Annotated in this window: 9 protein-coding genes; all 9 read left to right on the top strand. The window is 63.5% G+C overall.

The genetic code is table 11. The features are described from left to right. Nucleotides 1-57: 57 nt before the first annotated feature. The 9 genes from PspS04_RS11140 (at nucleotide 58) to PspS04_RS11100 (ending at nucleotide 14,334) form a co-directional block, all read left to right on the top strand. A complete protein-coding gene (locus PspS04_RS11140) occupies nucleotides 58-1,926 on the top strand; it encodes an extracellular solute-binding protein (RefSeq protein WP_159995220.1) in 1,869 nt (622 codons plus the stop codon). Next, nucleotides 1,926-2,987 carry a microcin C ABC transporter permease YejB gene (locus PspS04_RS11135; protein ID WP_095170383.1) on the top strand — a complete coding sequence of 354 codons (1,062 nt, stop codon included), beginning with the start codon at nucleotides 1,926-1,928 and terminating at the stop codon, nucleotides 2,985-2,987. The genes PspS04_RS11140 and PspS04_RS11135 overlap by 1 nt, the downstream gene beginning before the upstream one ends. Then, nucleotides 2,987-4,009, top strand: coding sequence for an ABC transporter permease (locus tag PspS04_RS11130; protein ID WP_095170382.1), 1,023 nt, complete (start codon nucleotides 2,987-2,989; stop codon nucleotides 4,007-4,009). The genes PspS04_RS11135 and PspS04_RS11130 overlap by 1 nt, the downstream gene beginning before the upstream one ends. A gap of 92 nt (nucleotides 4,010-4,101) precedes the next feature. Beyond that, nucleotides 4,102-5,682: an ABC transporter ATP-binding protein gene (locus tag PspS04_RS11125; protein WP_095170422.1), complete on the top strand. Its 1,581-nt coding sequence runs from the start codon at nucleotides 4,102-4,104 to the stop codon at nucleotides 5,680-5,682. Nucleotides 5,683-5,821: 139 nt separating this feature from the next. Then, nucleotides 5,822-7,240, top strand: coding sequence for a sigma-54 interaction domain-containing protein (locus tag PspS04_RS11120; RefSeq protein WP_095170381.1), 1,419 nt, complete (start codon nucleotides 5,822-5,824; stop codon nucleotides 7,238-7,240). Between the two features lie 276 nt (nucleotides 7,241-7,516). Next, a complete protein-coding gene (locus PspS04_RS11115; RefSeq protein ID WP_095170380.1) occupies nucleotides 7,517-8,908 on the top strand; it encodes a GntP family permease in 1,392 nt (463 codons plus the stop codon). Between the two features lie 7 nt (nucleotides 8,909-8,915). Continuing rightward, entirely contained in the window at nucleotides 8,916-9,689 is a 774-nt protein-coding gene (locus PspS04_RS11110; RefSeq protein ID WP_159995218.1) for a 3-hydroxybutyrate dehydrogenase, read from the top strand. 46 nt (nucleotides 9,690-9,735) lie between these two features. Next, on the top strand, nucleotides 9,736-11,691 hold the full coding sequence (locus tag PspS04_RS11105; RefSeq protein WP_159995216.1) for an acetoacetate--CoA ligase: 1,956 nt from the start codon (nucleotides 9,736-9,738) through the stop codon (nucleotides 11,689-11,691). A 96-nt stretch (nucleotides 11,692-11,787) separates the two neighbouring features. Beyond that, nucleotides 11,788-14,334 carry a PAS domain-containing hybrid sensor histidine kinase/response regulator gene (locus tag PspS04_RS11100; RefSeq protein WP_159995214.1) on the top strand — a complete coding sequence of 849 codons (2,547 nt, stop codon included), beginning with the start codon at nucleotides 11,788-11,790 and terminating at the stop codon, nucleotides 14,332-14,334. Nucleotides 14,335-14,357 lie beyond the last annotated feature (23 nt).

The following is a 14,357-nucleotide window of genomic DNA, read 5'->3' as shown; positions in this document are numbered from 1 at the left end:
GCCTGCGCCGCTAGCGTACAAATCGAACCATCGATCACCCGGCTCTTAAGGCTGACAATGCGACTGGCTTTCTCCTCATTGATCTCCACGGTCCTGGCCTTGCTGCTGAGCGCGACCACCGTGAATGCAGCTCCCCAGCACGCCCTCACCGTCTACGGCGAACCGGCCAAGTACCCTGCCGATTTCAGCCATTTTGCCTATGCCAATCCACAAGCCCCCAAGGGCGGCAGCATGCGCCGTTCGGCCATTGAGATCGGGCGCTTTGACCACGTCTCGCCCTACATCGACAAAGGCATCGGCGTCAGCCAGCTCGATGGCATGGTGTATTCGCCCCTGGCCCAACGCTCGCTGGACGAGCCCTACACTGTCTACGGACTGGTGGCGGAAAAAATGGAGCGCGCCGAGGACGGTATGTGGCTGCGCTTCTACCTCAACCCCAAAGCCCGCTTTGCCGACGGCCGCGCCATCACCGCTGAGGACGTGCGCTACACCTTCGACCTGCTGATGACCCAGGGCAGCCTGCGCTATCGCACGCAGTTTGCCGACGTCAAAGGCGTCGAGGTCGAGTCGCCACGGACCATTCGCTTCGACTTCAAGAACAACCAGAATCGCACCCTGGCACTGGATATCGCGACCTTGCCGGTGTTCCCCGAACACTGGTGGAAAAGCCGCGACTTCGCCAATGGTGGCGGCTACGAAGCGCCCCTGGGCAGCGGCCCGTACCGCGTCAGCAAGATCGACTCCGGGCGCAGCATCACCTTCGAGCGCAACCCCGACTGGTGGGCCAAGGACCTGCCCGTCAGCCGCGGCCTGTACAATTTCGACCGCTTCAGCATCGAGTACTTTGGCGACACCGACGTGGCGCGCCAGGTCTTGCGCGGCGGCGCCTACGACTATAACCGCGAGTTCTCCGCCACCGGTTATTCCATCGGCTACGACGGTCCAGCCCTGAACGACGGCCGCCTGCAGAAAGCCCACCTGGCCAAGCAGGCTCCACAAACGTCCCAGGGTTTTGTGTTCAACCTGCAGAACCCGATGTTCAAGGACCGCCGCGTGCGCCAGGCCCTGGCCATGCTCTGGGATTTCGAGTGGAGCAACCGGCAGATGATGCGTGACCTGTACATCCGCCAGCAGAGCTTCTTCTCCAACACCGAGTTGGCCGCACGCCAACTGCCGGATGCCGACGAACTGGCGATTCTCGAACCACTGCGCGGACAGATTCCCGACGAGGTCTTCACGCAGGTCTTCGAAGCGCCGAAAACCGATGGCAGCGGGCTGATTCGCGACAAGCAACTGCAAGCCCTGGACCTGCTGGAACAGGCCGGCTGGAAACCCGACGGCGATCGGCTGGTGAATGCCCAGGGGGAACCGCTGGCGTTCACGTTCCTGATCAGCCAGAACGGCATGGATCGCCTGTTGTTGCCCTACAAACGCACCCTGGCGCAGATCGGCATTCACCTCAATATCCGCCTGATCGACTCCTCGCAGTACGTCAATCGCCTGATGAGCCGCGACTACGACATGATCGTCACCGGCTACCCGGTCAGCACCTCGCCGGGTGGTGAGCTGTTCAACTATTTCGGCTCGGCCGCGGCCAACGACCCCGGCGCCAACAACTACATGGCCTTGCAGAACCCCGCCGTCGACCGCCTGCTCGATGGCCTGGTCAAGGCCACCACCCAGGCCGACATGCTGCGCCATGCCCACGCCCTGGACCGGGTGCTGCAATGGAACTACTACTGGATTCCCAACTACTACCCGCCGGGCAGCTCCACGGTGTGGTGGAACCGCTTTGGCATGCCGGCGGTACCGGCCAGCAATGACGAAGCCATCGAGAGTTGGTGGCAAGTGAGCACCACGCCGCTGACCAATGAACAAATGGCCGCCGAACGCATCAAGCGTGGCCAGCCCGGAGGACCGCGCTGATGCTGGCCTATGTATTGCGCCGCTTGCTGCTGATCATCCCGACCCTGGTGATCATCCTGCTAGTCAATTTTGTGATCGTCCAGGCCGCGCCCGGCGGCCCGGTGGAACAGGCCATCGCGCATCTGCAGGGGATTGGCGGGGGTGGCAGCCTCGGTGCGTCTGGCGATGCCCTGAGCCATGGCTCGCGGGCCAGTCGCGGCCTCGATCCACAGCTGATCAAGGACATCGAGAAACAGTACGGTTTCGACAAGCCGGCCCATGAGCGCCTGTGGCTGATGCTCAAGAGCTACGCCCAACTGGACTTCGGCAAGAGCTTCTTTCGCGGGGCCACGGTCACCGAACTGATCCTGGAAAAAATGCCGGTGACCATTTCCCTCGGGCTCTGGGCGACCCTGATCACCTACCTGGTGTCGATTCCGCTGGGCATCCGCAAGGCCGTGCATCACGGCAGCCAGTTCGACATCTGGAGCAGCACCGCGATCATCATCGGCTACGCCATGCCGGCCTTTCTGTTTGCCATGTTCCTGATCGTGATTTTTGCCGGCGGCACCTCGCTCAACTGGTTCCCGGTGCGGGGACTGGTCTCGGAAAACTTCGAGCAGTTGTCGACCCTGGGTAAAATCGCCGACTACTTCTGGCACCTGGTGCTGCCTGTGACGGCGCTGGTGGTCGGCGGTTTCGCGACCCTGACCATCCTCACCAAAAACTCCTTCCTCAACGAAATCACCCGCCAATACGTGGTCACCGCCCGCGCCAAGGGCCTGAGCGAGCGCCGGGTGCTGTACGGCCACGTGTTTCGCAACGCCATGCTGCTGGTGGTGTCGGGGATTCCCCAGGCGTTCATCAGTGTGTTCTTCGCCGGCTCGCTGCTGATCGAGGTGATCTTCTCCCTCGATGGCCTGGGGCGCATGAGCTATGAAGCTGCGGTATCCCGGGACTACCCGGTGGTGTTCGGCTCGTTGTTCATCTTCACCCTGTTCGGCCTGCTGATAAAACTGCTCGGAGACCTGTGCTACACCCTGGTCGACCCGCGCATCGATTTTGCCGCGAGGAACGCCTGATGCTCAATCTGTCGCCCCTGGCGCGCCGACGCTTCGAGCGTTTCAAGAAAAACCGTCGTGGCTGGTGGTCGCTGTGGCTGTTCATCGGCCTGTTCCTGCTGACCCTGGGCGGTGAACTGATCGCCAACGACAAACCGCTGGTCCTCAGCTACCAGGACAGCCTGTACTTCCCGGCATTCAAGCGCTACACCGAGCAGGAATTCGGCGGTCAACTACCGTTCCAGGCCGACTACCGCAGCGACTACGTGCAGAAACTGATCCACCAGGGCGGCGGCTGGATGCTGTTCCCGCCGATCCCGTTCAGCGACGACACGCCCAACTACGACCTCAACCAGCCCGCTCCGAGCCCGCCATCCAAGGTCAACTGGCTGGGCACCGATGACCAGGCGCGGGATGTGCTGGCGCGGGTGATCTTCGGCGCCCGGGTGTCGATCCTGTTCGCCCTGGCGCTGACCGTCATCAGCGCGCTGATCGGCATCGCCGCCGGGGCGCTGCAGGGTTACTACGGTGGCTGGGTCGACCTGCTGGGCCAGCGCTTGCTGGAAGTCTGGTCGGGGCTGCCGGTGCTGTACCTGCTGATCATCCTGTCTGGCTTCGTCGAACCGAATTTCTGGTGGCTGCTGGGGATCATGGCGCTGTTTTCCTGGCTGGCCCTGGTGGACGTGGTGCGCGCCGAGTTCCTGCGCGGGCGCAACCTGGAGTACGTCAAGGCCGCCCGGGCCCTGGGCCTGAACGACCGCAAGGTGATCGTGCGGCACATCCTGCCCAACGCCATGAACGCGACCCTGAGTTACCTGCCGTTCATTCTTACCGGAGCCATCTCGACCCTGACCGCCCTGGACTTCCTCGGTTTTGGCATGCCGGCCGGCAGTGCATCGCTGGGCGAACTGATCGGCCAGGGCAAACAGAACCTGCAAGCGCCGTGGCTCGGGCTGACGGCGTTTTTCACCCTGGCACTGATTCTGTCTCTGCTGGTATTTATCGGCGAAGCCTTGCGCGACGCGTTTGATCCACGATCTTGATCCACGATCTTGATCCACGATCTTGATCCACGATCTTGATCCACGATCTTGATCCACGATCTTGATCCACGATGCTGAAACGGACTATTGCCATGAGTGACAACCTGATCGAAATCCGTGACCTCAACGTGGCCTTCAACGGCCAGGTGGCAGTGCGCGACCTGTGCCTGGACATCCGTGCCGGCGAGTGCCTGGCGCTGGTCGGTGAATCCGGTTCGGGCAAGTCAGTGACCGCCCACTCGATCCTGCAACTGCTGCCAGAGTGTGGCACCCAGTCCTCGGGCAGCATTCGCTACCGTGGCCAACAATTGCTCGGCGCCGAGGCCGGCACCTTGCGCAGCCTGCGCGGCAATCGGATCGCGATGATCTTCCAGGAGCCGATGACCTCCCTCAATCCCCTGCACAGCATCGAGAAGCAGATCGGCGAAACCCTGCTGGTGCACAAGGGCCTGGGCGGCAAGGCGGCGCAACGGCGGATCCTCGAATTACTCGACCTGGTGGGCATCGCCAAACCCAAGGAACGCCTCAAGGCCTACCCGCACCAGCTCTCCGGCGGCCAGCGGCAACGGGTGATGATCGCCATGGCGCTGGCCTGCGAACCGGAATTGCTGATCGCCGACGAGCCCACCACCGCGCTGGACGTGACGGTGCAGCGCAAGATCCTGCTGTTGCTCAAGTCGCTGCAGCAACGCCTGGGCATGTCGCTGCTGCTGATCAGCCATGACCTCAACCTGGTGCGCAGCATCGCCCAGCGTGTCTGCGTGATGCGCGGCGGCGAGATCGTCGAACAGGCCGCCTGTGAAACCCTGTTCACCGCACCCCAGCACCCTTACAGTTGCGTGCTGCTCAACGCCGAGCCGGAAGGTGAAGCGCTGCCCCGGGATGAACGCGAGGCGGTGCTGGAAGTTGCCGACCTGAACGTGCGTTTCCCCCTCGGCGGCGGGCTGTTCCAGCGCAAAACCTGGCTGCATGCCGTGGACGGTATCAGCCTGAGCATTCAACGGGGCAAGACCCTGGGCATCGTCGGCGAATCCGGCTCAGGCAAGTCGACTCTCGGCCAGGCGATCCTGCGCCTGCTCGACTCCGAGGGCAGCATCCGCTTCCAGGGCGAGGCACTGGACGGCCTCAACCAGAAGCAACTGCGGCCCTGGCGCAAACAGATGCAGGTGGTGTTCCAGGACCCCTTCGGCAGCCTCAGCCCGCGGATGTCGGTGGCGCAGATCATCAGCGAAGGCCTGGAGGTCCACAGCCAATGCACCGCCCAAGAGTGTGAAGCCCAGGTGATCCAGGTGCTCAAGGAAGTCGGCCTGGACCCACAGAGCCGCCATCGTTACCCCCATGAGTTTTCCGGTGGCCAGCGCCAACGCATCGCCATCGCTCGCGCCCTGGTGCTCAAGCCGGCGCTGATCCTGCTCGACGAACCGACCTCGGCGCTGGACCGCACCGTGCAAAAACAGGTGGTCGCCCTGCTCCGCCAACTCCAGGAAAAACATGGCCTGACCTACCTGTTCATCAGCCACGACCTGTCGGTGGTCCGCGCCCTGGCCCACGACATGATCGTGATCAAGGACGGCAAGGTGGTTGAACGCGGCGCCAGTCATGATGTGTTCGATGCGCCGCAGCATCCCTATACCAAGGAGCTGTTGGCTGCAGCGCATCCGGGGTGGTCATGATTGCGCGTCTGCGGGCGGACCGTATTGCCCCCATCGCGAGCAAGCTCGCTCCCACATTGGATCTGTGGTTGAAAAATGTAGGAGCGAGCTTGCTCGCGATGAGGCCACCACACCCCACACACCTCTCGGAAATGAACCGATGAACACCGGCGAAAACCTCAAGGACTACCAACGCGTACGCTCGCTGGCGATCCGCTCACTGTTCGAGATCATCGAGCAATCCAGCGAAGGCACGGTGATAGTCGACCGCGACGCCAACATCGTCTGGATGAACGAGCGCTATGCCCGGCGCTTTGGCCTGGAATCCGCCGCCGTGGCCATCGGCAAGGCCTGCGAAAGCGTGATCCCCGGCAGTTTGCTGCGTGAGGTGGTGCGCAGCGGCCGGCCGATCCTGCTGGACATGCAGGACACCTCCAAGGAACCACTGGTGGTGATGCGCCTGCCGATCCACGACGATGCCGGGACCGTGATCGGTGCCATCGGCTTTGCCCTGTTCGATGAGCTGCGCAGCCTGTCGCCGATGCTCAAGCGCTACCTGAGCATGCAGGAAGAATTGGCCTCCACCCGCTCCTTGCTGCGGGCCCGCCAGGCCAAGTACACCTTTGCCCATTTCATCGGCACCAGCGCCGCCAGCCTGGAGGTCAAGCGCCGTGCCCGACGCAGCGCCAGCACCGACTCGCCGGTGTTGCTGCTGGGGGAAACCGGTACCGGCAAGGAACTGCTGGCCCAGGCAATTCACAGCGCCTCGCCCCGGGCACATAAAGCTTTTGTCAGCATCAACAGCGCGGCGATTCCCGAAGCGCTGCTGGAAGCCGAGTTTTTCGGCACGGCCCCCGGCGCCTTCACCGGCGCCGATCGCAAGGGACGCGCCGGCAAGCTGCAAATCGCCCAGGGCGGCACGCTGTTTCTCGATGAGATCGGCGACATGCCCCTGCCCCTGCAAAGCAAATTGCTGCGGGTGCTGCAGGAGAAGGAATTCGAGCCGGTGGGCTCCAATGAAATGATCCAGAGTGACGTGCGAGTGATCGCCGCGACCTCCACCGACCTTGAAGCGGCGATCAAACGCGGCGAGTTTCGCGCCGACCTGTATTACCGCCTCAACGTCCTGCCGATCCAGGTGCCGCCCCTGCGCGAGCGCCTCGACGACCTGCCCGCCTTGAGCGAAGCGATTCTCGAAGAACTGCGCAGCCAGCACGAACTCGACCAACCGGCCCTGGAATTGCTGGGCCAACACGCCTGGCCGGGCAACATCCGCGAACTGCGCAACGTGCTGGAGCGGGCGGCACTGCTCAGCGACGACTTGATCCTCGACGCCAGCGAAATTCGCGCGGCAATCGGCAGCCTGGTGCCCGTGCAACGCGCGGCAGCAGTGCTGATCGAGCCCCAACTGAACGAAACCTTCAGCGCCGCCCGCGAACGTTTCGACCGGCAGTTGATCCAGAACACCCTGGCCCAATGCGCGGGCAAGGTGCCGCAAGCTGCGGTTCGGCTGGGGCTGGGGCGGTCGACCTTGTACAAGAAGATGGTGGCGCTGGGAATTGTCGAGTCTCCCTATTGAGACTTTAGTCTTTATAGAGAGACAAGTACTGCGCTATCACGAGTAAGCCCTGCCCCTACAGGCGTTTACCCTCCCCTGTAGGAGCGAGGCTTGCCCGCGATGACGTTATCCCCGTCGACAAACATCTCAATACTGAGACAAATTATTAAAAAATATTACCAACAAAGAAAATAAACCTTATAAATCAATAACTTAAAGACCTGGCACAAAACCCGCTATAGCCCCTTCCACACCTGCTTTACCCCCTAAAAAAATAACAATCGAAGGAGACACACCATGAGTGTGATCATTGCCTTGGCAGCCCTCGCGCTGCTGATGCTCGCAGCCTACCGTGGCTATAGCGTTATCCTCTTTGCCCCGATTGCCGCCCTTGGCGCCGTCCTGCTGACCGACCCCTCCGCCGTTGCGCCCGCCTTTACCGGGGTGTTCATGGAGAAAATGGTCGGCTTCATCAAACTGTATTTCCCGGTCTTCCTGCTCGGTGCAGTGTTCGGCAAGCTGATCGAGCTGTCGGGCTTCTCGCGCTCGATCGTGGCCGCCGCCATCCGCCTGTTGGGCACCCGCCAGGCGATGCTGGTGATCGTGCTGGTCTGCGCCTTGCTCACCTACGGCGGCGTCTCGCTGTTCGTCGTGGTGTTCGCGGTGTACCCCTTCGCGGCCGAGATGTTCAAGCAGAGCAACATTCCCAAGCGGCTGATCCCGGCCACCATCGCCCTCGGCGCTTTCTCGTTCACCATGGATGCCCTGCCGGGCACCCCGCAAATCCAGAACATCATCCCCAGTACCTTCTTCAACACCACCGCCTGGGCTGCGCCGTGGCTGGGAGTAATTGGCACGATTTTCGTGTTCTGCGCCGGCATGCTGTTTCTCCAGCGCCAGCGCAACAAGGCCCAGCGCAGCGGTGAAGGTTATGGCAGCGTGCTGCGCAACGAACCGGAAACCGCCGAGGATATCAAGCTGCCCAACCCCTGGCTGGCCCTGTCGCCGCTGCTGGCGGTGGGCATCATGAACCTGCTGTTCACCCACTGGATTCCCCAGTGGTACGGCAAGACCCACAGCCTCAGCCTGCCCGGCATGACCGCGCCGGTGACCACCGAAATCGCCAAGCTCACCGCCATCTGGGCCGTGCAGGCAGCCTTGCTGGTAGGCATCCTGATGGTGCTGGTGTTCGGCTTCCAGGCGATTCGCAGCAAGCTCGCCGAAGGCAGCAAGAGTGCGGTCAGCGGCGCCCTGCTGGCGGCCATGAACACCGCCTCGGAATACGGCTTCGGTGCGGTCATCGCCTCCCTGCCGGGCTTCCTGGTGCTGGCCGACTGGCTCAAAAGCATCCCCAACCCGCTGGTCAATGAAGCAATTACCGTGACCCTGCTGGCCGGCATCACCGGTTCCGCCTCGGGCGGCATGAGCATCGCGCTGGCCGCCATGGCCAACGACTTCATCGCTGCCGCCCACGCCGCCAACATCCCCCTGGAAGTGCTGCACCGGGTGGCGGCCATGGCCAGTGGCGGCATGGACACCCTGCCCCACAACGGCGCGGTGATTACCCTGCTGGCGGTCACGGGCCTGACCCACCGCGAAGCCTACAAAGACATTTTCTGTATTACGCTGATCAAGACCCTGGCGGTCTTCGTCGTTATCGCTACCTTCTACGCCACCGGCATTGTGTGAGGCATTCATGACATTTCTATCGGGCAAGACCGCACTGGTCACCGGCTCCACCAGCGGCATCGGCCTGGGCATCGCGCTGAGCCTGGCCAAGGCCGGCGCCAACCTGGTCCTCAATGGTTTTGGCGACGCCTCCCAGGTCATCGCCGACGTCGGGCAATTCGGCGGCAAGGTCGGCCATCACCCGGCCGACGTCAGCGATCCGGCGCAAATCGCCGAGATGCTCGCCTACGCCGAGCGCGAGTTCGGTGGCATCGACATCCTGGTCAACAACGCCGGGATCCAGCATGTGTCCGCCGTGGAGGACTTCCCCGTGGAGCGCTGGGACTCGATCATCGCGATCAACCTGTCCTCGGTGTTCCACAGCACCCGCCTGAGCCTGCCGGGCATGCGCGCCAAAGGCTGGGGACGGATCATCAATATCGCCTCGGTGCATGGCCAGGTCGGGTCAGTGGGCAAGGCCGCGTACGTCGCCGCCAAGCATGGGGTGATCGGCCTGACCAAGGTGGTCGGCCTGGAAACCGCCACCAGCAACATCACCTGCAACGCCATCTGCCCTGGCTGGGTGCTGACACCGCTGGTGCAGAAGCAGATCGATGACCGCGCCGCCGCCGGTGTCGAGCCGCAGCAAGCGCAGCATGACCTGCTGGCCGAGAAACAACCGTCGCTGGAATTTGTCACCCCGCCGCAACTGGGCGAACTGGTGCTGTTCCTCTGCAGCGACGCCGGCAGCCAGGTGCGTGGCGCGGCGTGGAATATCGATGGCGGGTGGCTGGCGCAGTAACCCACACACAGCGCCACCTGCCCCCCCTAAAAACAAGAGGCAATTTATGTCCGAAATCCTCTGGCAACCCAGCCCCGAACGCATCGCCCAGACCCGCATGGAAGCCTTCCGGCGCCTGTGCAACCAGCGCCACACCCTGGCAATCGCCGACTACCCGGCCCTGCACCAGTGGAGCATCGACCAGCGCGAAGACTTCTGGCAGGCCATCGTCGACTACTTCGGCATCACCTTCCACCAGCCCCCTGAAACGGTGTTGCGTGAAGGCCGGCAGATGCCCAGCGCCGAGTGGTTTCCCGGGGCCACCCTGAATTTTGCCGAACACCTGTTGCGCCGGCGCGACGACGCGGTGGCGGTGATCGCCATCGGCGAAGATGGCCAGCGCGAACAGCTGAGTTTTGCCGAGCTGGCCAGCCACGTGGCCGGCCTGCAGAAGAGCCTGCTAGCGGCCGGCGTCGGCCTTGGCGACCGGGTCGCGGCGTGCATGCCCAACACCTGGCAAACCCTGGTCGGCATGCTTGCCACCACCAGCCTGGGGGCGGTCTGGTCCTGTTCTTCGCCGGACTTCGGCACCCAGGGGGTGATCGACCGGTTCGGCCAGATCGAACCCAAGGTGCTGATTACCTGTGCCGGTTATCACTATGCCGGCAAGACCATCGACCAAACCCCCAAGCTCAACGAAATACTCCAGCGCCTGCCATCCCTGGAACACCTGATCATCGTGCCGTACGCCCGCCCCCAGGCGCGCACCGAGGACTATCTCAGCCAGGCCAGCGTCAGCCTGTGGCAGGACTTTTATCGGCCCGGCGGCGAGCCTGAATTTGTCGCCGTGCCCTTCGCCCATCCGCTGTACATCCTCTATTCCAGTGGCACCACCGGCGTGCCCAAATGCATCATCCACAGCACCGGTGGCGTGCTTCTGCAACACGTCAAGGAACACGGCCTGCATGTCGACCTCGGGGCCGCCGACCGGTTGTTCTACTACACCACCTGCGGCTGGATGATGTGGAACTGGCTGGTCTCGGCACTCGCCGTGGGCAGCAGCATCGTGTTGTACGACGGCTCGCCCTTCCACCCAGGACCGCAACGCTTGCTCGACCTGATCGAGCACGAGCGCATCACCGTCTTCGGCACCAGCCCCAAATACCTGGCCACCCTGGAAAGCCACGGCCTGCAGCCGCGCTTGAGCCACGACCTGAGCAGCCTCAAGACCCTGCTCTCGACCGGCTCGGCGCTGTCGCCCCACAGCTACGACTACGTTTACCGGCAGATCAAGCCTGACCTGTGCCTGGCCTCGATGTCCGGTGGCACCGACATCATCTCCTGCTTTGTTGCCGGCAACCCGTGGCTGCCGGTGCGCCGCAGCGAAATGCAGGGCAAGGGCCTGGGCATGGCCATCGAAGTGTGGAACGACGCCGGCCAGCGGGTGATTGGCGAGAAAGGCGAACTGGTCTGCACCCGGCACTTTCCGGCCATGCCCATTGGCCTGTGGAATGACCCGTTGCAGGAAAAACTCCACGACTCCTACTTCAGCCAATTCCCCGGCGTCTGGGCCCAGGGCGACTACGCCGAAGAACTGCCCCATGGCAGCTGGATGATCCATGGCCGCTCCGACGCCGTGCTCAACCCGGGCGGCGTGCGCATCGGTACCGCGGAAATCTACCGCCAGGTGGAAAAGGTCCCGCAGGTGCAGGATTGCGTCGCCATCGGCCAACAGTGGCAGGACGACGTGCGCGTGGTGCTGTTCGTGCGCCTGGCCGACGGCGTGGTACTGGACGAGGCCCTGGAGCAGCAGATTCGCCAGGTGATCCGTGCCAACACCACACCGCGTCATGTGCCGGCAAAAATCCTCGCGGTCAGCGACATCCCGCGCACCATCAGCGGTAAGGTGGTCGAGCTGGCGGTGCGCAATGTGGTGCACGGCCGGCCGGTGAAAAACACCGACGCCCTGGCCAATCCAGAGGCCCTGGAGCAATTTCGCCAACGCCCGGAACTGCGGGAGTAGCGCTGGTCGCAATGAAATCGGGCAGCGACGAGACTTTTTCGGCAGCCAGGCGTCTACATCCTCGACATGCCCGATGACAGGACGCAGGAATCCGCGATGAATCACTCCCCCAACGGCGGCGACGCCCAGGCCCTGATTGCCCGCCTCGACTGGACACAAAGCCCGCTGGGGGCTGCCAGCCAGTGGCCACAGAGCCTGCGCACCGCGGTGGACATCGTGATTCACTCGCCGATGCCCATGCTCCTGCTCTGGGGCCCGCAACTGGCGCAGATCTACAACGACGGCTTCGCCCTGCTGGCCGGTAACAAACACCCCGAGGCGTTCGGCCAGCCAACGCACCTGACGTGGCCGGAGCTCGAAGATTTCACCACCCCGATCTACCACGCGGTGCTGCAGGGCCAGGTGCGCTCCTACAGCGAGCAACGGTTCAGCCTGCAACGCGAAGGCCAGGAACAGGAATTCTGGCTGGACCTGACCTACAGCCCGATACGCGACGAACATGGGCTGGTGGCCGGGATCCTGGTCACCGCCATCGAAACCAACGAACGCCGGCGCATCGCCCTCGAGCTCAAGCAACGCTCGGACGCCAGCCTCAAGGCCCAGCAAGACAGCGAGCAGCGCCTGCAACTGGCCCTCGCCGCCACCGAGTCGGTCGGCACCTGGGACTGGGATATCGGCAGCGACCGGTTTCTCGCCGATGCCCATTTCGCCCAGTTGCACGGCGTCGACCCGAGCCGCGCCAGCCAGTTGCCCATCAGCGAGTACCTGCACGGCGTACACCCGGAAGACCGGGCCATGGTCACGCGCAGCATCAAGCACTGCATCAGCCACGCCGGCGAATACGCCGAGGAATACCGTCTGCTGCAGGCCAATGGCGAGGTGCGCTGGGTGTTTGCCCGGGGCCGCTGCTACAAGGATCACCACGGCCGGCCGATCCGCTTTCTCGGCGCCGCCCTCGACCTGACCGAGCGCAAGCACACCGAACAGGCGCTGCGCCAAAGCCAGACCGAACTGCAACTGATCATCAACGCGATGCCGGTGCTGATCGGCTATGTCGACCACGAGCAACGCTTTCGCCTGAACAACAGCGCCTACCTCGACTGGTACGGCATGACCCCGCAGGAGTTGTACGGCAAATCCATCCTCGAGATTCTCGGCGCGGACATGTATGCCACGCGGCTGGAGCATATCCAGGCGGCGCTGGCCGGCAAGGCCTGCAGCTTCGAGGCCTACTCCCCGCACCGCGACGGTCGCCCGCGGTACGCGCTGATGAAGTACCTGCCGCGCTTCGGCCCGGATGGCTCGGTGAATGGTTTCTACATTTTCGTGATCGACGAAACCGAGCGCAAACAGACCGAGGAAGCCCTGCGCAACCTCAATGAAACCCTGGAGGAACGGGTAGCCGCGCGCACCCAGGCGCTGGCCGAGGTCAACCAGCGCCTGCAGAACGAAATGTTCGAGCGCGAACGGGCCGAGGATGCCTTGCGCCATGCGCAGAAGATGGAAGCCGTGGGACAGCTCACAGGTGGCATCGCCCATGACTTCAACAATATGCTGACCGGCATCATCGGCAGCCTGGACCTGATCCAGCGCTACATCGACGATGGCCGTACCGAGGACATCGGGCGCTTCGCCGAGGCGGCCGTGGCCTCGGCCAATCGTGCCGCCGCCCTGACCCACCGCCTGCTGGCCTTCTCCCGCCGGCAATCGCTGGATCGCCAACCGCTGGACCCCAACAGCCTGGTGCGCTCGCTCGAAGAGTTGATCCGCCGGACCAAGGGTGAACAGATCGAATTGAAGTTCGATCTGGCCCCCGGCGTGTGGCCGGTCAACACCGATGCCGGGCAGTTGGAAAACGCCCTGCTCAACCTGGTGATCAACGCCCGCGATGCCATGCCCGACGGCGGTGAATTACTGATCGAAACCGCCAACAGCTACCTCGACGGCAGCGACATCAGCACCCTGGAACCGGTCAAGGCGGGCGACTACGTAATGCTCGGCGTGCGCGACAATGGCTCAGGCATGAGTCCACGCGTCCTGGCCAAGGCCTTCGACCCCTTTTTCACCACCAAGCCCATTGGCCAGGGCACCGGCCTGGGCTTGTCGATGATCTACGGTTTTGCCCAGCAATCCGGCGGCCACGCCACCCTCAGCAGCGAACCCGGCGAGGGCACCTGCGTGCGCTTGTACCTGCCGCGCCTGCACAGCCCGGCGCTGGCGGCGGTGCCCACGCCGAACCTGGGCGGCGCCTTCGCGGTCGCCGGTGAGTCGGTGGTGCTGGTGGAGGACGATCCGGCGGTGCGCCTGCTGGTGCTCAACGTGCTCACGGAACTGGGCTACAACACCCAGGCCGCCGAAGATGCCCACAGCGCGTTGCCCTTGCTGGAATCGGAGTTGCGCATCGATCTGCTGGTGACCGACGTCGGCCTGCCCGGGATGAATGGCCGGCAACTGGCGGAGATCGCCCGCCAGCATCGCCCCGAGCTGAAAGTGCTGTTCATGACCGGTTATGCGCAACAGGCCGCCGAACGCCAGGGCTTCCTCGACGAGGGCATGGACCTGCTGGCCAAGCCGTTTACCATCGAGCAACTGGCCGGCAAGATTCGCCAGATGATCCGCCCCGCAGGCGGATATCAGGCATAATCGCGCCCCGCCGCCACCACCGT

It is taken from the genome of Pseudomonas sp. S04, assembly GCF_009834545.1.
Taxonomy (GTDB): domain Bacteria; phylum Pseudomonadota; class Gammaproteobacteria; order Pseudomonadales; family Pseudomonadaceae; genus Aquipseudomonas.
This window is presented reverse-complemented; position numbering and strand designations above follow the sequence as displayed.